The organism is Paractinoplanes brasiliensis, assembly GCF_004362215.1.
Taxonomy (GTDB): domain Bacteria; phylum Actinomycetota; class Actinomycetes; order Mycobacteriales; family Micromonosporaceae; genus Actinoplanes; species Actinoplanes brasiliensis.
In genome coordinates, this window is the sequence record NZ_SNWR01000001.1 from 7,023,066 (window position 1) to 7,042,409 (window position 19,344).

At 70.0% G+C, this 19,344-nt stretch carries 18 protein-coding genes; 12 read left to right on the forward strand and 6 right to left on the reverse strand.

The window, feature by feature from the left end; genetic code table 11:
- Nucleotides 1-82: 82 nt before the first annotated feature.
- Both C8E87_RS31325 and C8E87_RS31330 read left to right on the forward strand, forming a co-directional pair.
- On the forward strand, nt 83-1,003 hold the full coding sequence (locus C8E87_RS31325) for an SCO2521 family protein (protein ID WP_239080533.1): 921 nt from the start codon (nt 83-85) through the stop codon (nt 1,001-1,003).
- Nucleotides 1,000-1,968: a DUF6879 family protein gene (locus C8E87_RS31330; protein ID WP_133876413.1), complete on the forward strand. Its 969-nt coding sequence runs from the start codon at nt 1,000-1,002 to the stop codon at nt 1,966-1,968. Before C8E87_RS31325 ends, C8E87_RS31330 begins: the two co-directional genes overlap by 4 nt.
- Here the strand turns inward: C8E87_RS31330 and C8E87_RS31335 are convergent.
- The 4 genes from C8E87_RS31335 to C8E87_RS31350 are packed head-to-tail and all read right to left on the reverse strand — an operon-like array spanning nt 1,965 to nt 6,496.
- A complete protein-coding gene (locus C8E87_RS31335; RefSeq protein WP_133876414.1) occupies nt 1,965-2,924 on the reverse strand; it encodes an SCO2522 family protein in 960 nt (319 codons plus the stop codon). The genes C8E87_RS31330 and C8E87_RS31335 overlap by 4 nt on opposite strands.
- Nucleotides 2,921-3,841 (reverse strand): SCO2523 family variant P-loop protein, encoded by a 921-nt coding sequence (locus tag C8E87_RS31340; protein ID WP_133876415.1) that lies wholly within the window; start codon nt 3,839-3,841, stop codon nt 2,921-2,923. Before C8E87_RS31340 ends, C8E87_RS31335 begins: the two co-directional genes overlap by 4 nt.
- The gene (locus C8E87_RS31345) at nt 3,841-5,685 is read right to left on the reverse strand and encodes an SCO2524 family protein (protein ID WP_133876416.1); all 1,845 of its coding nucleotides are present in this window, start codon (nt 5,683-5,685) and stop codon (nt 3,841-3,843) included. The genes C8E87_RS31340 and C8E87_RS31345 overlap by 1 nt, the downstream gene beginning before the upstream one ends.
- A 31-nt stretch (nt 5,686-5,716) precedes the next feature.
- The gene (locus C8E87_RS31350; protein WP_133876417.1) at nt 5,717-6,496 is read right to left on the reverse strand and encodes an SCO2525 family SAM-dependent methyltransferase; all 780 of its coding nucleotides are present in this window, start codon (nt 6,494-6,496) and stop codon (nt 5,717-5,719) included.
- Nucleotides 6,497-7,178: 682 nt separating this feature from the next.
- Here C8E87_RS31350 and C8E87_RS31355 point away from each other — a divergent pair.
- From C8E87_RS31355 to C8E87_RS31375, 4 genes are all read left to right on the forward strand, one after another.
- Complete coding sequence (locus C8E87_RS31355; RefSeq protein WP_133876418.1) at nt 7,179-8,264, forward strand: LLM class flavin-dependent oxidoreductase; 1,086 nt, start codon at nt 7,179-7,181, stop codon at nt 8,262-8,264.
- A complete protein-coding gene (locus C8E87_RS31360) occupies nt 8,261-8,857 on the forward strand; it encodes an FMN reductase (protein ID WP_133876419.1) in 597 nt (198 codons plus the stop codon). Before C8E87_RS31355 ends, C8E87_RS31360 begins: the two co-directional genes overlap by 4 nt.
- A 451-nt stretch (nt 8,858-9,308) precedes the next feature.
- A complete protein-coding gene (locus tag C8E87_RS31370; RefSeq protein WP_133876421.1) occupies nt 9,309-9,881 on the forward strand; it encodes a histidine phosphatase family protein in 573 nt (190 codons plus the stop codon).
- A 100-nt stretch (nt 9,882-9,981) separates the two neighbouring features.
- A complete protein-coding gene (locus C8E87_RS31375) occupies nt 9,982-11,778 on the forward strand; it encodes a laminin G domain-containing metallophosphoesterase family protein (RefSeq protein WP_133876422.1) in 1,797 nt (598 codons plus the stop codon).
- Here the strand turns inward: C8E87_RS31375 and C8E87_RS31380 are convergent.
- A complete protein-coding gene (locus C8E87_RS31380) occupies nt 11,775-12,440 on the reverse strand; it encodes a DUF3662 and FHA domain-containing protein (RefSeq protein ID WP_203720875.1) in 666 nt (221 codons plus the stop codon). The two genes, C8E87_RS31375 and C8E87_RS31380, sit on opposite strands and share 4 nt — an antisense overlap.
- A 267-nt stretch (nt 12,441-12,707) precedes the next feature.
- On the opposite strand from C8E87_RS31380, the gene C8E87_RS31385 reads away from it, so the two are divergent.
- Complete coding sequence (locus C8E87_RS31385; RefSeq protein WP_133876423.1) at nt 12,708-13,700, forward strand: LacI family DNA-binding transcriptional regulator; 993 nt, start codon at nt 12,708-12,710, stop codon at nt 13,698-13,700.
- 157 nt (nt 13,701-13,857) lie between these two features.
- Nucleotides 13,858-14,328 (forward strand): hypothetical protein, encoded by a 471-nt coding sequence (locus C8E87_RS31390; RefSeq protein WP_133876424.1) that lies wholly within the window; start codon nt 13,858-13,860, stop codon nt 14,326-14,328.
- 54 nt (nt 14,329-14,382) lie between these two features.
- On the opposite strand, the gene C8E87_RS43925 is transcribed toward C8E87_RS31390, so the two are convergent.
- Nucleotides 14,383-14,934 carry a hypothetical protein gene (locus C8E87_RS43925; RefSeq protein WP_166661000.1) on the reverse strand — a complete coding sequence of 184 codons (552 nt, stop codon included), beginning with the start codon at nt 14,932-14,934 and terminating at the stop codon, nt 14,383-14,385.
- 179 nt (nt 14,935-15,113) lie between these two features.
- Here C8E87_RS43925 and C8E87_RS31405 point away from each other — a divergent pair, with 179 nt between their 5' ends.
- The 4 genes from C8E87_RS31405 (at nt 15,114) to C8E87_RS31420 (ending at nt 19,291) form a co-directional block, all read left to right on the forward strand.
- On the forward strand, nt 15,114-15,605 hold the full coding sequence (locus tag C8E87_RS31405) for a pyridoxamine 5'-phosphate oxidase family protein (RefSeq protein WP_133876427.1): 492 nt from the start codon (nt 15,114-15,116) through the stop codon (nt 15,603-15,605).
- A 104-nt stretch (nt 15,606-15,709) separates the two neighbouring features.
- Complete coding sequence (locus C8E87_RS31410) at nt 15,710-16,918, forward strand: efflux RND transporter periplasmic adaptor subunit (RefSeq protein WP_133876428.1); 1,209 nt, start codon at nt 15,710-15,712, stop codon at nt 16,916-16,918.
- 80 nt (nt 16,919-16,998) lie between these two features.
- Nucleotides 16,999-17,751 carry a response regulator transcription factor gene (locus C8E87_RS31415; RefSeq protein ID WP_133876429.1) on the forward strand — a complete coding sequence of 251 codons (753 nt, stop codon included), beginning with the start codon at nt 16,999-17,001 and terminating at the stop codon, nt 17,749-17,751.
- Between the two features lies 1 nt (nt 17,752).
- Nucleotides 17,753-19,291, forward strand: coding sequence for a sensor histidine kinase (locus tag C8E87_RS31420; RefSeq protein ID WP_203720874.1), 1,539 nt, complete (start codon nt 17,753-17,755; stop codon nt 19,289-19,291).
- Nucleotides 19,292-19,344 lie beyond the last annotated feature (53 nt).

Below are 19,344 nucleotides of genomic sequence, written 5' to 3' on the forward strand. Positions count from 1 at the left end.
GGCGACCAGCGCATGCCACGCCTCCGCCCGGGGTCCCCGCGCCGTCGAGAATGGGGGCGCCTACGTGCTGATGGTGGGTGTGGTGGACACGGGTCTGCTCCGCGGACGCGACCCGTCGGCCGGTGACGACGGCCGGCGTCTCGTCGACCTGGTGGCGGGCGAACAGGTCCTGGTCTCCACCCGTCCGCGATCAAGCCTGCGATCACCCGAGCGGCTGGTCGGCGTCGACTGCCCGCTCGGTCCGCCCGGCGGCCGGCAGGTTCGGGGGATCGGTACGGTCCGGCAGCGTGCCCTGATCACGGACCATGAGGTCGTTCAGGGCTCGGCTTTCGTGAAGGTCGTCCCGGCTCCGTACTCGTCCCGGCAGTCGTGGTCGCACTACCTGGCCCGACCGGGGGTGATCGAGACGGTGGGCCGGGCTGACGCCCACGAGCTCGACGCCGCGCTCGCTGCCGCGCGCAGGGCCCCGTCCACCCTCGACCTCGGCACGATCGCGGAACGTGTCACTGACGAGGTGCAGTCGGCGACGCGTGGAGGGAGCAGGGAGCCGTTCCGGGCGGCCCGGGTGCGGCTGCGGTGGGTTGCCCGGATGACAGGCGAGGACGACACGCTCTCCGAAGTCCGTTTCGACGCCGTCGACGACCGGTTGCGCGTGTTGCGTTTCATTGTTCCCGGCGGCACCCCACCCGGGCCGGTTGCCGCGGTCTGCGAGGACGTCGCCCTGCACGACTGGCTGCTCACCACGCTGATCGCAAACGTGCGCAAGGCTGCGATCGGGCTCGAGACCCGGGCCGAGACCCTCAGGCGCCTGCTTCCGGCCATCGATCACCTGTTGCACGTGTGGATGCCGGCCGCCCGCGCTGACGACCTGACGGAGCGAATGTGGATCGCATTGGAACGGCACGCCGGATTTACCCGGCAGTGGAACACCCTGGTCAACCGGATCCGGGATCAGCTGTCGGTCGGCGTCGCCGAAGCCCTGTCCGCCGCGACGCGGACGTGACCGGAGAGACGCCGGCCCGCACGCTGGCCGAGGGGCAGAGCGTGGTCAAGACCGCCGGACTCACCCTTGCCACCGGCGCCATCACGTACCTCGTGACCAACGGGCTGAACCAGCCGCCGGCAACCAGCATCATGCTGTCCATCCTCATCGGCGGGATCACGCTGATGGTGCGCTTCCTGGTCGACTTCGAGAGGCGGCTCGCCTCCGTCGAGAAGCTGGAGCGTGACGGTATGGCGGACATGAAGAAACTGGTCGGCGACGCCTTCTCGAAGATCAACGAGGCCACCGAACTGTTCGGGTCCGTCGAGGCGTCGGCGTTGCAGACCGATGTGGTCACCCAGCTGGTGCGCCACTCCACGCAAATCTCGCCGAGTTCGCCGCCGATCGTCTACAAGTTCGTTCAGACCCGCATCAAGGACATGTCCGACTTCCTCAAGCAGCTCTCCGAGGGGGGCACCGCCACCTACTACGGTGAGGATCGGGACTGGCTCCTCGGTCTGACCCGCGCCGCCACCACCAGCGTGGACGCCATCAGCCTGGACGCCGTCGACCACGGCCTCTGGCAGAGCGAGATCGGCCAGCGCTACCTCGACGCCCAGCGTCTCGCCGCCCGTGCCGGCCGCCGGGTGCGGCGCATCTTCGTGCTCGAATCCTCCGACATGGAACATGACCCCGACCTGCAGCGGGCATGCCGCGATCAGCAGGAGATGGGGATAGAGGTCCGGCTGCTCGACCGCACCTCGGTGCCGAGCCCCTTGAAGATCCAGGTTCGTGACCTGGTCCTCTTCGACGACATCCTGGCCTACGAGACACTGCCGACAATCTCGGAGCCGAGCGTGTCCCACGTCGCCGAGACCCGCCTGGTGCTGACCGAGAGCCGGGTCAAGGAGTGCTCGCAGCTGTATCGCGAGCTGTGGGAGGTCTCCCGCGCGCCACGGCCGGACGACTCACCGTCCGGTCCCTAGACGAAGGCGTACGCGATCCGGTCGACCGGCTCGATCGGCAGGTTCAGCCCTTCTCGCCGGGCCCGTTCGGCAATCGGAGTCGTGACCGCGGTGTCGACGGCCACCTGTCCCAAGATTGTGCGCACCGCGAGTTCCACGGGCAGGAACCGGGCGTCGAGCGCGGTGAACGTCCGGTAGGCACGGAACGGCCCCGCGGACGGGTTGAGCTGAACCACGGCCGGCATGCCCTCCCACTCCCGAGGCAGATCGGACGGCGTGGCCGGCACCGGGTCGGCGATCGGTTCGCCCAGGTTCCGCAGCAGCCCCAGGCGCTGCAATTGCCAGACTGCGGCCAGGAACGGGCAGGACCACAGGCGTCCGCCCGGACCGTCGCTCCAAAGCTCAACGTCGACGAAGATGGAATGATTACGCCGGGCACTCTGCCGGGGCGGCCGCCAGCCGGGCTCCGGCGCCGACATCGCCGACCCACCGCTGGCCGGGGAGCGCTCGCCGTTGGCGAGCCAGCCGGTCCGGGAGGCCGGTGGACGCCCACCGTTGGAACCCTCGACCGGTTCGTCGACGAGATGCTGCTGGACGATCGTCGCGACGTCCACCTCGCCGGCGCGCGCACAGCCCGACTCACGCGCCACGTAATCGATGGTCAGGCCGCATTCCGCGGCTGTGGCCACCAGCGCCGTGACAACCTCCGGCGGCGAGCTGAACTTCGTGAAGTAGTCGTCGATCAGGAAGCAGGTGCTGATCCGCGGCTTATGGCCGGGCGGCAGTCCACGGACGGCGCTGTCGACGGCGGGTCTCACCCAGGGGGCGACTCGCCGGAAGTGCTCCCGCAGTCTTTCCTCGCCCGCCTCGAAGTCCTCGAAATAGAGGTGGCCGAGCTCGACCGACAGATGAGCCAGGGGAACCGACCGCACCGCCGGAACGGCGCTCACCTCGGTGAACGCGTCGGCTGCGGTCACAGTCCCTCCCACGCGGTCTCGTCGACGATCTTCTTGGCCAGTTCCTCGAGTGCGCTGACCGTGCGCTCGTTGGCCGTCCGGTACATCCACACGTCGTCGTTGGAGAGCAACTGCTCCTGCCACTGCAGCACAGGGTCGAGCGGCACCTCGCCCAGCAGCTTGGCCTGACCCACTCCGTTACGGCTGGCCAGGCTCTGCAGGCGCCGGTTGCAGACGTCGAGCCAAGCGAGCTGCTCGGGTCGCAGGCCGGCCTGCTCGGGGGCCGCCGGGTCCAGCACCGCCGTACGCACGAAGCGGATCCGCTCGGCCAAGCTCGCCCGGTCGTGGCCCTTCTGCTCGGCGGTGTCGAGAATTCCCTGCGGACCTTCGACGAGGCTGCTGGCCGCGATGATGTGCTGTTTGGTCCAGCGGTGGAACACGATCCAGCGGGACACGACGTCCTCCGGCAGGCGACCGGGTGCGGTGGCGGCCAGGACGATCTCGGTGGCGTACGAGCGACCCGCACTCAGGTCGACGAGCACGAGGTCGTACTCCTCGTCGGCGCGTCGCAGCAGCGCGGCGCACCGATCGACGATGTCCGGAGTGGAGCCGAACTCGCCGTGGCCCCGATCGCCGGGAAACAGTATGAGCTCGCCGGCGCCACCGGGCCGGCCCCGGAGCACCTCGCGCTGGGAATTGGCCCACACGTTGATCTGCCGTGGGGCGGCGCCACCGGAGATCAGGTGGCTGTGCAGGCCGCCCTCCTCCACACCGGCCAGGGCGTCCGGGAGGTCGAAAATCGCCCCGGCCGTGGGCGAGCCGAAGTCGAAGTCCAGATAGCAGGCGTCCTTGCCCTGGAGCGCGTGCCGGTACGCCACGTTGCAACTGGTGACCGATCGGCCGGTGCCGCCCTTGTCGGACGTCGCAAAGATCAGCATCAGGTCACCCCGCTGTCGGCTCGCCGGGCGGCCGAGAGACGGTCAAGCCGCCGCAGCACATCCTGGACGAGCGAGACGGCCACACCGGGGCGTTCCGCGTGGACAGTGCGAGCGCGGCGCAACTCGGTGCCGATGCGTTCGAGTTCGGCCCGCAGGGCCTCGCCGCGCGTGGTGGTGCCGTTGAGCAGTTCCCGGTCGAAGAGGTGCTCGGCCTCGTTCAGCAGATCCTCGGCCATCTGGCCGAGCAGTGCGCTGGGCGGCGGCGACTCACTGATCATTTGTGCCGCGGTGACCAGACAGTCCACGACGCGCTTGGTGAAATACCAGGAGACCCGTTCGCCGGTGTCAGGCAGGTAATGAAACACACCCGAGGGCCTGTCCCACAACCCGCGGTCGGCGCCCTCGGTGATGCTGCGCTGGCTCAGGTGGGACCAGATCGCGTTCGAGAGGCTGAGCAGGCGGTTGCGGGCGGAGCCCTCGCCGAGTGAGGACGCCAGGTTGATCGTGCGCCGGAAGAGCGTGGGCGCGATGTCGGCCACGGTCCACGCCAGCACCGGACCGCCGTCTTCGTCGCTGCCCTCCAGCACGAACTCCAATCCGGGCGCGTGCACGTTGATGGCGGTCTCGGGCTCGCTGGAACGACGGGTGATCCGGCTCCGGTTGGCGATCTCCTCCAGCACCGCGGCGACCCTTCGCCGGTCGGTGTCGGAGGTGCGGACCACCTGCATGTTCTGCAGCACCATGCCGCTGACGAGGAGGCTGAAATAGTCGGCCTCGACGCCGTCGGTGGTCCGCCAGGGCAGGTCCTCCAGCGGCCAGCGGCCATTGCCGAACGTGGCGACGGCCGACCAGTACGACCTGGTCAACTCGAACCGCAGTTGCAGCGACTGTGCCAGCCTGGCCTGTTCGGGATCGAGGAGGCCGAGGAGCCGGGTGCGTTCGGACGAGAGCGCCTGAATGGCGTCCATGGCCACGCTGGTGAAATACAGGTAGGGAGCGTTCTGAGCCACACCGGTCCGTTGCACGCCCAGGTCGATCGTGGTCTCGATCTCGGGTGCGTCCTCGACGATGCCCCAGGACCATCCACATTCGAACAGCCGGTTGGGATTGTCGAGTTCGCCCTCGGTGGCGCCGGATCCGATGGTGACGTCGTCGCGGAGCCGGGCGTTGATCTCGCGCAGGGCCTCCCGCAGTTCATCCACGATCTGATGGGTGGGGCGGGCCTCCTGGTTGACGGTGCGTATGAGCTCCTGCCCGACCTGGCTGTCCGAGGGGAACACGTTGATGGCGAAGCTGCGGAGCAGGCCGGCCATGGCCGCCGAGAGCCGCCGGTTGGCCATGCGCTCCAGCGTCTCGACCTCTTCGATGAGCTTGGGACGAGTGATCACCTGACGGAAGATTCTGGTGAAGCCGATGATGGCGAGCATCAGCGTGACCGAGATGGAGAACGAGTCCACCACGTCCAGGTCGCGCTGCGCCTGCTTGATTTCCTCGCCCTCTACTGCGGACCGGAAGTAGCCGTTGCCGGAGAATGCCGGCGTGCCGTCCGGACCCGTGTAGCGCTCGATGTAGCTGGTAAGGGCGTGAATGAGGTTCTGCGGGACCTGCCGGTTGTCACCGAGGGCGTGCAGAGCCTCGAGCACGTCGCTCGCGATGGCGTCGGGACGGTCGAGGCGGAACAGCGGGATCTCGGTGGCCGGCGCCATGATGCACAGCAACTGTTCCGCATCGCTGATCGAGTTGACGCCGTGGCGACCTTCCGGAGTCCACACACCGTCGTTCAAGGACACTCGCGCGGTTGCCTGCCAGATGTCGAGCAGTTGTTGACGTGGCTGGATCTGCATAGGTGTGCCGTCACCCACCCGTCCGTCGGTCTTACTGGAGCTTCCTCCACCCCGTAGCCACGATCATCCCGCTGTATCCCTCGCGAAGGTCGTGACTGTCTACCTTGTCAATGTGGCGGATGCGTGCCACCGAGGCAAGGCATGACTCCACGTCCGAGGGGCCGATCGAGTAGGCAGGGAAGTGCTGTCCGCCGACCGTGTAGCCGTCGGAGCGGCACATGAACGCCGCAGCGAACGGGGCCCCGGGCACCAGCGAGTTGACAAACTTCTGAGTGGCCAGGCGGAACTCACGCTCTCGGCTCGTGATCGACTCGGCGACGAAGAACATCGTGCCGAGGTCGTACTGCGCGCGCTCCAGCTCGTAGACGTTGCCCTTGACGACCTTGGCGGTGCGCAGGAGCACATCGAGCGGCTTCCGGAATCTCTCGTACGCCTTCCGGCCGCGGGCGATGGTGTGCCAGAACACCTGCCACGAGTCCTGCGGCTTCCTCAGCGTGGCCGTCAGCCAATCGCGATTGCTGAAGGCTCGTTCGAACAGGATGAGCTCGGCCGCGTACGGCAGCATGATCATCGCTGGATACAGGTTGGTGCCGGTGCCGACGTCGATGGCCCGCCCCAGCGTCTTCCACCTCTGGGAAGCGAAGAAGTTGGCGACGATATTGATGATCTCGGCGTCGTCGTGGCGCAAACGCCCGTAGTTGTGCTGGAAGTAGTCCTGCGAGTCGAAGTAGTCCCAGTCTATGTCGGCGTTGAGCAGGATGTCGTCAACCGAAGCGGTCGGGCCGCCGGACGAACCGCTACTGCCGGTCACCGACACTCCTCCAGTCGTCACCTTCTGCTTAACGAGCGGGTCGAGTGCTGGGAAGCGCCAGAATTCGGCCAGTCGTCAGACTAGGATGGCCCCTAGTCGTGGCGCAATCCCCCGTATGGCCGCAGAGGCGCGCCGTTGCACTTTAGGACATCGTCTCTCGTTTTCGATTCGTCCACACGCGGGATTGCCAAATTGTTCACCTAGGCGGTATTGGGGCCCGCGGGTGAGGCGCTCTGCCACGTCTCCTCGAAGCGCCGGCGCCGGCGCTCGACCCGCTCGGCGTTGATGCCACCGGCGATCGCGGTGGTGACGATCTCTGCCAGATCTGCACGATGTTCCCCTCGGCGGAGGACGGCGCCCGCACCATCCGAGTGAAGCGTCCCGGCGCAACCCCCAGCATCATCACCTTCGATGTCTGTCACCTGTCGGGGCGACGGCAGCACTCCGATTTCACCCTCCAGCATCCCGGTCGGGCGTTATGGCCCGGTGTTCCCGCCGGGCCGGAGACCCCGGTTCGGGAGGGGGTGCGGTTGAGGGAGGCGCCGAGGCGTACAGGAAAAGGGGGTTGACTGTGACCCGCGCCGCAGCGGAAGTTGTTTGATTTTGAAATAGTTGCGGGGGCAAAGAGGTTGTGGTGGCAGTACGCGGGGCGCAACGGTCCCGGAGGCAGAGGGAGCGGATCATGCAGTTCGGCATTTTCAGCGTCAGTGACATCACGACCGACCCGACGAACGGGCAGACGCCGACCGAGCACGAGCGGATCAAGAACATCGTGACGATCGCCAAGCACGCGGAGGAGGTCGGGCTTGACGTCTTCGCGCTGGGGGAGCACCACAACGAGCCGTTCTTCTCGTCGTCGCCGACCACCACGCTCGGGTACATCGCCGCGCAGACCGACAAGCTTCTGCTCAGCACCGCGACCACGCTGATCACCACCAACGACCCGGTGAAGATCGCTGAGGACTACGCGATGCTGCAGCACCTCTCGGGCGGGCGCGTCGACCTGATGATGGGGCGCGGCAACACCGGGCCGGTCTACCCGTGGTTCGGCAAGGACATCCGGGCCGGCATCCCGCTCGCGATCGAGAACTACGCGCTGCTGCACAAGCTGTGGCGGGAGCACGTGGTCGACTGGCAGGGCAAGTTCCGTACGCCGCTGCAGTCGTTCACCTCGACCCCGCGCCCGCTCGACGGCATCCCGCCGTTCGTGTGGCACGGCTCGATCCGCAGCCCCGAGATCGCCGAGCAGGCCGCCTACTACGGTGACGGCTTCTTCGCCAACCACATCTTCTGGCCGGCCTCGCACACGCAGCGCATGGTCGCGCTCTACCGCGAGCGGTTCGCGCACTACGGCCACGGCGACCCCGACCAGGCCATCGTCGGCCTCGGCGGGCAGGTGTTCATGCGCAAGAACAGCCAGGACGCGGTCAACGAATTCCGGCCGTACTTCGACAACGCGCCCGTTTACGGCCACGGCCCGTCGCTGGAGGACTTCACCAGCCAGACGCCGCTGACTGTGGGCAGCCCGCAGCAGGTCATCGACCGTACGCTCGGCTTCCGTGACTATGTGGGCGACTATCAGCGCCAGCTGTTCCTGGTCGACCACGCCGGGCTGCCGCTGAAGACCGTGCTCGAGCAGCTCGACCTGCTCGGCGGGGAAGTCGTGCCGGTGCTGCGTAAGGAATTCGCGTCGCTCAAGCCGGCGCACGTGCCGGACGCCCCCACCCACGCGTCGCTCCTGGCGCGGTCCACCGAGGTGAACGCATGATGCAGCGCAATCTGGTTGTTGTCTCCGCGGGTCTGAGCCAGCCGTCGTCGACCCGGCTGCTGGCCGACCAGCTGGCCAAGGCCGTCGTGGACGGCAGCGACATCGAGTTCACGGTCACCGTGATCGAACTGCGGGACCTCGCCCACGACATCGCCAATCACCTGCTGACCGGCTTCCCGCCCGCGGCCCTGAAAGAGGCACTGGACGCGGTGGCCGGCGCGGACGGCTTGATCGCGGTGACGCCGATCTTCTCGGCCAGTTACAGCGGGCTGTTCAAGTCGTTCTTCGACGTGCTCGACAAGGACGCGCTGGCCGACAGGCCGGTGCTGATCGCGGCCACCGCCGGGACGGCCCGTCACTCGCTGGCCCTGGAACACGCGTTGCGTCCGATGTTCGCCTATCTGCGCGCGGTGGTGGTGCCCACGGCGGTGTTCGCGGCCACCGACGACTGGGGCGCCGACTCGTCGGACGGGTATCTGCAGTCGCGCATCAACCGGGCGGCCGGGGAGCTTGTGGCCGAGGTGGCGCGTCGCGAGCCGGCCGTGATCGCGGATCCGTTCGCGCTCACCGTCGATTTCAAGGACCTGCTTTAGCCCGTACGGGGTCTGGCGGGGAGAGTGCTCACCTGCCCGCGGCAACCGGGCACCGAGTTTGCCAGCAGCCCACCCGACATCTCCGATTAGGCGGCGTTCATCCTGTGGGTGGCGCCGCCTATTGCCGGTACGGGCTGTGCTGTGCTCTGGGCGTGCGGCGTGGGGCGTGGGGCGTGCGGCGTGGGGCGTGCGGCGTGCGGCGTGCGGCGTGGGGCGTGCGGCGTGCGGCGTGGGGCGTGCGGCGTGCGGCGTGGGGCGTGCGGCGGTGGCCGGGCCGGCGGCTCAGCTGCTGTGGACAACTCCGCCGGCGGGCTTGACAAGGGCGTAAGGTCCACCCCATTTCCCGGGGAGGGTGGGGGAGGTGGTGGCGAGTACACCACTACAGCGATCTTGGAGTGTGCGACGCGGGGCGCGGGGTACACAAGATCCAGCCGACTGAGGAGTCACCGTCATGGGCGAGATCGTGCTGGTTCGGCACGGGCAGACCGAGTGGAGCGCGAACGGCAGGCACACCTCGTACACCGATCTCGACCTGACGGCGGACGGTGAGCGCCAGGCCCGCGCCGTGGCCGAGCGGATCGAGGGGCGGCGGTTCGCGGCCGTGATCTCCAGCCCCCGGCGGCGGGCGTTGCGTACGGCCGAGCTGGCGGGGCTCGCCGTCACCGAGACGACCGAGGATCTGGCCGAGTGGAACTACGGCGAGTACGAGGGCATCACCTCCGCCACGATCCACGAGACGGACCCGGACTGGTGGCTCTTCCGCGACGGCGCCCCGGGTGGCGAGTCGCCGGAGCAGATCGGCGAGCGGATCGACCGCGTACTGGAAAAGGTCCGGCCCCTGCTCGGCGACGGGGATGTGGCGCTGATCGGGCACGGTCACGCGTTGCGGGTCGTCGGGGCGCGGTGGCTCGGGCTGCCGGCCGAGTACGGTGGCCGGCTGAAACTGGGCACGGCGACGCTGTCGGTCCTGGGGTTCGACCACGGGCGTACGGCGATCGACGTGTGGAACTCGCCCTGCGGGTGAGCCGATGCCGTGCGGGGCTCGGCGGCGCGACTCAGGAAGATCACGCAAGCTTCGGCTGGACGCTGCCTGATGTTGCCGTGCGGCCGGGATATTGACGGGCGTGGAACGAAGGAATCTGCTCAGAGTAGCCGTCGGCGCACCTGCCGCAACACTCGTCACGACCGCCGGCGCCGCGCCCGCGCAAGCCACGTCCGGCCGGTTCGACCAGGACAGCCCGCGCTTCGCGATCGCCGTGCTGCCGGACACGCAGTATCTGTTCGACGCGGACAGCTCCGACCCGGACCCGTTGCGCGAGACGTTCAGCTACCTGCTGGGCCGGCGGGCCGAGGACAACATCGCCTTCCTGACGCACCTCGGGGACGTCACCGAGCACGGGACCGAGCACGAGATCACGCTTGCCGGGAAGACGTTCACGAAGATCGACGGGAAGTTGCCGTACAGCGTCCTCGCCGGCAACCACGACATCGACGGCTCGAAGGATGATCAGCGCGGCGACAGCGCGTACCTGCGGGAATTCGGCCCGCGCAGGCACAGCGGGTCCAGGACCTTCCTCGGCGCCTCGAAGGACGGCTACAACAGCGCTCACCTGATTCCGGCGGCCGGCCGGAACTGGCTGATCCTGGCCTTGGACTGGCGCATCTCGGACGGCGGCCTGGAATGGGCGCGCGGCGTTCTCGCGAAGCACCCGGGCGCCCCCGCGATCGTCACGACCCATGACCTCGCGTACGCCGACGACGCCGGGCAGGCCTTCCTGTCGGGCCACGGGCAGCGGCTCTGGGACAATCTGATCAAGGACAACGATCAGATCTTCCTGACCCTCAACGGGCACTACTGGCCGCCTGGACGCACCACCCTTCGCAACACGCGGGGCAACGACGTCCATGTGCACATCACCAACTATCAGGACCGCTACTACGGCGGCGCCGGCATGATCCGGCTGTACCGGTTCGACCTGGCCCGCAACCGGATCGACGTCGAGACGTTCGCGCCGTGGTTCCTGGCCCGCGACGCCGCGAAGCGGACCCCGCTCGAGGCTGAGACGGTCGAGTTGACCGGCGACGTCGACCGGTTCAGCCTGGAGTTCGACTTCGACGCCCGGTTCCCCCTGCCCAAGCCCGGCCCGCGTCCGGCGGCCCAGGTCGTGGACCGCCACACGGCCGCGTACTGGCGGTTCGACGAGCCCGGCCAGAGCGTCGCGGACGGCGCGACCGTGCGCGATCTCAGTGGCAAGGGCAACCATTTGACCGTACGGCGTCTGGCGAACAGCACGCCGGAGACGCTCACCCTCTCCGGCGAGCACCACGTCGGCGCACCCGCCCACGCCAGCCTGCGCTTCGACGGCGGCAAGAACCCCGACCGCGGCGCGATCCTGCGGACGGCCGACGACGCCCCGCTCAACAGCGCGAAGTTCCTCGGCGGCTACACGATCGAGGCGTTCATCAAGCTGCCCGAGCCGTTCGTGGGCGACCACGCGTGGATGGGCATCCTGAGCTGGGAGGGCCGCGCGGGCGACGCCGGCAAGCACAGCGGCTGGTCCGACCTCGAGCCGACGTGCAGCCTGAACATCTCGGGTGAGCGGTTCCTGCAGTACGTGCTCTACTCCGAGGTCGGCGACCACAACCCGACGTCGTGGAGCCATGCCCTGCCGACCGGCGTCTGGCAGCACCTTGCCGTCGTCAACGACGGCCGGCGCTCGACCGTCTACGTGAACGGCTCGAAGATCGCCCGGAACCCGGCCCGGTCCGCTCGCGGCATCGCCACCCTGGGCCGCCCCTTCGTGATCGGCGCGACCTCGTTCGACCTGAAGTACGGCCAGGGCTTCTACGGCTGGATCGGTGATGTCCGCATCACTGCCCGCGCCCTGCCCCCGGCCCAGTTCCTGCCCGGAGGCTTCTAGCCCGAGTGCAACGTCAGCACGCTGCCGCCCACCTCGATCACGTCGCCGGGGCGTAGGTCGACCGTGGCCACCGGGTGGCCGTTGACCCGGGTGCCGTTGTGGGAGCCCAGGTCGGTCAGGGTGACCCGGTCGTCGGTGACCTCGACGATCAGGTGGCGGCGGGAGACCCCCGGGTCACGCAGCCGTACGCCGGACGCACGGTCGCGGCCCAGCACCGTCAGCCCGGGGGAGAGCGGCCACTCCTGCCCCTCGGCGCTCACGAGCAGCGCCACGGTCTCGTCGCCGGTGGCGGCTGTGGGGACCAGGGCGGGTGGGTCGGGTTGCAGCAGGGCGGCCACCCGGAACGTGCCCGTGTCGAGGTCGTCGAGCACGAACACCTCGACCGAGACGTCGCCGTAGACGATCCAGGCCTGGTCGGCGATCAGGGAGGCCTGGCGAACCGCCAGTTCCTGCGCCAGCTGCGTGGCGTGCGGGGCCCAGCGGCGGTGGTCGTAAGCCGACAGGCCGACCGTGTAGCGGTTGGGCACCAGCGTGCGGCCCTCACCGAGCAGGGCCTTGTGCCGTTCCGCCTCGCGCCGCATGGCCTCGAGCACGTTTTCCGGGCGCACCGCGCAGTGGAGCTCGATGTCCTCGAGCCCCAGGCGTTCCGGCGCAGCGGTCACGGCTTCATCCCGACGGGTCGTACGTCACGGCAGGTGACGAGTATGCCAGGAGTGGCCGCGACGATCGGGAAACTGTCGCGCGGATGTCGCCGAGCCCGCGCGTGACGAGCCGGCCGGCCCCCGAAGGTGACTCCACGTTCCGCCGCCACCACATTCGGCGATCGGCGCGCAGGGCCACCGTCGTGCGGAAAGTCCGGTAGGTCGAAGGCCTCGCAATGGTTACACGTGTAAGTTGGGAGGCGTCAGGACGAGGAGGCCGCGATGGGCATGAGCGAGTCAACCACCAAACGGATCACCAGCGCCGACGTCGCCCGGCTGGCCGGGGTGTCGCGGGCCACGGTCAGCTACGTCCTCAACGACACACCCCGTCAGACCATTTCGGCCGGCACCCGCACCCGCGTGCTCGACGCGGCCCAGCGTCTGGGCTATTCCCCCTCGGCGGCCGCCCGCACCCTGCGCACCGGCCGCTCCGACGTGGTGCTCTGCCTGTTGCCGGACTGGCCGATCGGTCCCGAGGTGGGCTTGATGCTGGGCGAGCTATCCTCCGCGCTCACCCGCCACGGCCTCACCCTCGTCGTGCACCCGGGCAACCGCGAGGAACGCCCGATGCACGAGCTGTGGAAGGCGATCACCCCGGCCGCCGTGATCGCGTACACGGAGTTCTCCGAGGCCGACATCGCCGCCATGCGCTCGGCCGGGGTCGCCGTCGTCGAGGCGGTCAGCCGTCGCAAGGGGCGGTCGCTGGCCGTGCCGCAGGAGCTCATCGGCCGCCGTCAGGCCGAGCACCTGACCCACGCCGGTCACACCCGTCTGGGCTTCGCCTACCCCGACGACCAGCGCCTCCGGTTCTTCGCCGAGCCGCGGCTGGCCGGGGTGCGGGCCGCCTGCGCCGCCCTGCGCCTGCCCACCCCGGTCGGTCTGACCGTCCCGCTCGACCCGGTGGCCGCCGCCGAGGCCGTACGCCGGTGGCGCGCGACCGGGGTCACGGGCGTGTGCGCGTACAACGACGAGGTGGCGCTGGCGGTGCTGGCCGGCGTTCGGGGGGTCGGTTTGTCGGCCCCGCAAGACCTGGCGGTGATCGGCGTGGACGACATCCCGCCGGCTCGGCTCGCCGCCCCGCCGCTCACCACCGTCACCACCGATCAGGCGATCGTCGGGGCGCACCTGGCGGCCACCGTGGTCGCCACGATCAGCGGGCGCGCCGTCCCCGACCTGCCCGCGTCCGACATCGTCCGGGTGGTGCCCAGGGCCTCCGCGTGATCGGCGGGGCGCGGTGCGGGTCGTGGGCAGAGCTTCCGGCCCGGTTGGCGGGCGTCGATGAAGCTGCCAACAAACGCACAGGTGCAGCACACGGGCGACTCAGCCGGCGGGCGAATCGTGGGGGGTGTCCGAACGGCTCGCACACAGGGGGAGCGCCATGCTCGTTCAGCTCGACAGCAACACCGGTACCCGCGACTTCACCGCCACCTCGACCGGCCTGCCGATCAACCCGGCCAACCTTCCCCGTACGCGGGGACCGCTGCCCGCCGTGGCGGTCCTCGGCCATCCCGGGCGCGTGGCAGGCCTGGCCGCACATCTGCCGCACGGCTGGTCGCTGCGCCGGGCCGCCGGCCTTGAGGACGTGCTTTCCGGCGAGATCGTTCTGTTCGCCGGGGCCACCGAGCGTGAGATCGCCACGGCCCGCCGGGTGCTCGCGTCCCGCACGACGATCGTCGCCGTGGTCGACGAGGTGGCTCCCGCCGAGCTGGTCGCCGCGGTGCTGACCGCCGGAGCCGACGCCTGCGTGCGGAGCGGGCAGCCCGCGATCCTGGCCGGGCACCTGGTCGCCTGCCGCCGCCGCGACCTGACCGGCCGTTGGTCCGGCCTGAACATTCAGGGCCGCCGGTAGGCCGCGCCGGCGTGCCGGAAACGGGGGTACGGCGACGCCGGCGCGGAGATCGGGTCAGGCCGTGGGAGTGGCCGAGGGCCGCAGGATCTGGCAGGTCTCGATCGCCTTCTGAACGGTCGCGTCGCCCGGGTCCGGTTTCGACGGGTCGGCGACCCCGTTCTCCTTGAGGCAGTTCTGATAGGCGGTGTTCTGGCCGTCGCCTGCCGGGCGGCCCGAGGGGCGCAGGGCGGAACAGGCCTCCTGCGCCTTCTGCCAGGTGGCGTCGTCAACATCGTCGGGCTTGCTCATCATCCCGCCGCCTCCAGGAAGCCGGCCGCCGTCCGGCCCGCCTGGCCAGGCGCTTCCGGAAGGTCGTGGCATTCCGGACGGGAACCCGCCCGGCGCGCCCGAGGGCCGGCCGCCGCGTTCGCCAGAGCCGCGCGATGGCATCGTGACCGTGACGCCGTTGGCGGCCAGGCAGTCCGTATAGGCCGTGAACGCGCTGTTCCCGCCGCCGCCGTCGGCGTCCGTGTCACCGGATCCGCCCCCGCAGCCCGCGGTCAGCGCGATCGTGGCAGCCGCTGCCAGCAGCCCTGCCGTCCGGAGGTGTTCCCTCTTCCCGACCACGATGCCGTCCTTCCGCGCTGCCGGTTTCCGATGCCGATCACCCAAGCCGCCCCACCTCGTCACCGCGTCGGCGCCGCCTCGGAGTTCGCTCGGAGCGCCTGTGCCGAGCCTGTGGCCCACATTCCGGGAAAGCTCCGCCGCGGATGTCGAGATCGCCGGACCCGCTCCGTTCCCGGGGCATGGAACGACACGAGATCACCGAAGTCCTCAACCGCCCGCTCAGCCAGGAGCTGCTGGCCCGCGACCTGACCCGGCTGGCTTACGTGGCCAAGGACGGCACCCCGCGGAGCATCCCGATCGCGTTCACCTGGAACGGCTCGCAGATCGTGCTCTGCACCAGCAAGAACGCTCCGAAGCTGTCCTCGCTGCGGCACAACCCGGCGGTCGCGCTGACCATCGACACCGAGGTGCACCCGCCCAAGATCCTGCTCATCCGCGGACGGGCCGAACTCGACGTGGCCGACGGCATCCCGGCGGAGTATCTGCAGATGAACGGCAGCTACACGATGACGCCCGAGCAGCGCGTCGAGTGGGAGGCCGAGGTGCGTTCCCTGTACGACGGAATGGTCCGCATCGTGGTCGAGCCGACCTGGGCCAAACTCATCGACTTCGAGACCACCCTGCCGACCGCGGTCGAGGAACTCGTCCGCGAGCGCGCCGCCCGGACGTAAGGGAGGGCGGCGGCCGACAGGCCCCAGGCCGGTGCGGCAGCTCCGAGGCAACTCCGAGGTGGGTTGAAGGCCGTCGCGAGGACCGGCGGCCACACTTGGCTGCCATGGGTGAAGCACGGGCCGGTCGCCGGCGCTGGGTCCGGGGTGCGGCGGCGGTCGTCGTGTCGGCGTTGATCGCCTTCGGGGTGGGGCGCGCCCTGACCGCCGGCGCCGAGACGAAGCCGGTCGCGGCGGCGACGGTGGCGGCCGACCGGGGCGCGGTGACCAGCGAGGTCGCGACCACCGGGACGGTCCAGCCGGCGCAGACGCACAGCCTGTCGTTCGGGGTCGCGGGCACGGTCGAGACCATCGCCGTACGGGCGGGAACCGCGGTCACGGCGGGGCAGGTTCTCGCGCGGGTCGACGACGCCGACGCTGCCGAGGCCGTGGACGACGCGCAGGATGCCCTCGACGACGCCGAGGACGCCCTGGCCGAGGCCGAAAAGAGCGCTGCCGCTCCGGCCACCTGCGGGTCGAACGTCGCGGCGGCCTACACGTCGCCGTCGGCCGGCCTCAGTCCCACCTCGGCAGTCCCGGCCGTCACGCCGTCGGCCCGCCCCACAACCACCGGCCCGGCCGCGGCGCCTTCCCGGACCACATCACCCGCCCGTACGCCGGCCGGTAGCGCCCCGACGTCCGGAACCTGTGCCGGTGATCGCGGGCAGCCGGGCGGCGACGCCGTCCTCAGTGCCCAGCAGCGGGTCAACCAGGCCACGGTCGCGCTCGACAAGGCCGAGAAGGCCCTGGCCGGCGCGACGCTGAAGGCGCCCGTCGCCGGGCGGATCCTCAGCGTCGCCGGCAAGGTCGGCAGCCGGGTGAGCGCAGGTAACGCATTCATAACGCTGGCCGACGTCCAGGACATGCAGATCAGCGCGAACTTCCCCGAGGCCGACGCCGATCGGCTGGCCGCCGGGCAGAAGGCTGTGGTCGCGCCGGCCGACCGGGCCGGGCAGTGGCTCCCGGCGACCGTGGTCCAGGTCGACCCGGTCGGCACCGGCGACGGCGCCATGGTCCGGTACGGCGTATTGCTGTCTTTCGATGCGGCGCCCAAGGATCTGCTGGTCGGGCAGAGTGCCTCGGTGCGCGTGACCACCGGCTCGAAGGCGGAGGCACTGCGTGTGCCGAGCACCGCCGTGCACGACGTGTCGGGTGATCAAGGCACGGTGCTCAGGAACGGCGCCCCCACCAAGGTGGTGATCGGCCTGCGCGGCGATCAGTACACCGAGATCGCCGGGGGCCTTTCGGAGGGGGACGAGATCGTCCGTTCGTGGTGACTGTCAGCGAGTTGCCAGGACCCAGGTGACTCAGCACAAGTTCATAGGCAATTCCTAGGTGGCGTTGATACTCCTTCGGGGTGCTGACAGATTCCCGCTACCCGACGGCCCTCGGCGAGGCCCCGGCCCGCGCCGCGAGGGTGCTCGTCGTCGACGACGAGCCGAACATCTCCGAGTTGCTCAGCGCGACCTTGCGCCTCGTCGAGTTCGACGTGCGGGTGGCCGGGACCGGTCTTCGTGCGCTGGTCGCGGTCGAGGAGTTCGAGCCCGACCTCGTGATCCTCGACGTGATGCTGCCCGACCTGGACGGCTTCGAGGTCGCCAAGCGGCTGCGGGCGGCCGGCTCACGCGTGCCGGTGCTGTTCCTGACCGCGCGCGACGCCCTGGAGGACAGGTTGTCGGGGCTCTCGGCCGGCGCCGACGACTACGTCACCAAGCCGTTCAGCCTGGAAGAGGTCGTGCTGCGGATCCGGGCGATCCTGCGCCGCGTCCAGCCCGGCCTGGAAGCGCCGGGCGCGCGGGGCGTGCTGCGTTACGCCGACCTCGAGATGGACGAGGACGCCCACGAGGTGCGCCGGGCGGGCCGTGCCGTCGACCTCTCGCCGACCGAGTTCAACCTGCTCAGATACTTGCTGGTCAACGCGGGGCGGGTGGTCAGCAAGGCTCAGATCCTGGACCGGGTGTGGAAGTACGACTTCGGGGGCGACGGCCGCATCGTCGAGTCGTATGTGTACTACCTGCGCCGCAAGATCGACAAGGCCGGGCCGCCGCTGATCCAGACCGTGCGCGGCGTCGGCTACGCGTTACGCCTGCCCCGCGGCAGCGACGACTGAGATGATCACTCAGCGGGGGCGATCGGCGGGACTACGGCGCTGGCGGCACTGGACGCTGCGCGCGCGGCTCGTGCTGGTGGTGGGCGCTCTGGCCGCACTCGCGCTGATCGTCGCCAACGTCGCCGGGCTGGTGCTGATTCGCGATTACCTGCAGGACCGCATCGACGGCCAGTTGCGCGCGGCGCGCGTGCCACTGTCCCACCAGCCACCGCCCAGCCTCGACCCGTCGGATCAGCGTCTCGCCCGGACGGCCGAGGGCTCCGGCGGCGGCTTGCGCGGCATGAAGAGCCTCGGGCCGGGCCAGGTGACGTACTGGTTCCACCCGAGCGGCCTGGCCGAGTCGGTCCGTCTCGTCGCTCCCGAGACCGCCTCGGTCGCGCTTCCGGCGATTCCCGCCCTGCACCGCGCGGCCGACATTCCGGTGCTCAACGAGCCGTACACGGTGGTCGCGGCGGACGGCAGCGCCTGGCGGATGATCGCCGTCCCCAACTCGCTCACCGGCGGGTACACGGTCGGCGGTGTCTCGCTGGCCGAGCTCGAGCAGACCTCCGACCGGCTGCTGCTGATCGACGCCGCGGTGAGCCTGCTCGTGCTGGCGCTGCTCGGTGTCGGGGCGGCCTTCGTCGTACGGCTGGGTCTGCGGCCCCTCGACGACATGGAACGCCTGGCCACCGACATCTCCGGTGGCAACCTCAGCGGCCGGGTGGCCGGCGCCGACCCGCACACCGAGCCGGGCCGGCTGGGCCTGGCCCTGAACTCCATGCTGGGCCGGATCGAGGCCGAGGTCAGCGCGCGCACCGCGTCCGAGAGCCGGATGCGGCAGTTCCTGGCCGACGCCTCGCACGAGCTGCGCACCCCGCTCACCTCGATCAAGGGGTTCGCCGAGCTGCACCGCCGTGGCGGGGTCGCGCCCGGCCCGGCGCTGGACCGCATCGAGTCCGAGGCCGGCCGGATGAGCCTGCTGGTCGAGGACATGCTGATGCTGGCCCGGCTCGACCAGCAGCGCCCGCTCGACCGCAAGCCGGTCGACCTGCTCGCGGTCGCCGTGGACACGGTTCGCGACGCGCACGCCCGCTCGCCCGAGCGCGTGGTGCACCTGTCCGGGCTGAGCGAGGACGATCCGTTCGAGCCGCCTGTCGTCCTGGGGGACGAGCACGCGCTGCGGCAGATCGCCGCCAACCTCGTGGTCAACGCGCTCCAGCACACACCGTCCGGCACCGAGGTCACCGTACGGGTGGGGTTGTTCGCGCCGAGGCTGCCCGCGCCCGGCGTCGTCGTCTCCGGAACGGCTGTGCCCGCGGCCGAGCGGTTGGCGGTGCTGGAGGTCAGCGACAACGGTCCCGGCATCGCGCCCGAGCACGCCCCGCGCGTCTTCGAGCGGCTGTACCGCGCCGACCCCAGTCGCCATCGCGGCCAGGGCGGCGGCTCCGGGCTGGGCCTGTCGATCGTGGCCGCGTTCGTGCACGGCCACGGCGGCTGGGTCGAGCTGGAGCCGGCGCCGGGTGGCGGGGCGACCTTCCGGGTGCTGCTGCCGACCTGATTTCGAGCTTGCTCCCAGGTTGCCCGGAAGCTGCTCCGAGGCCGGTCCGCCAC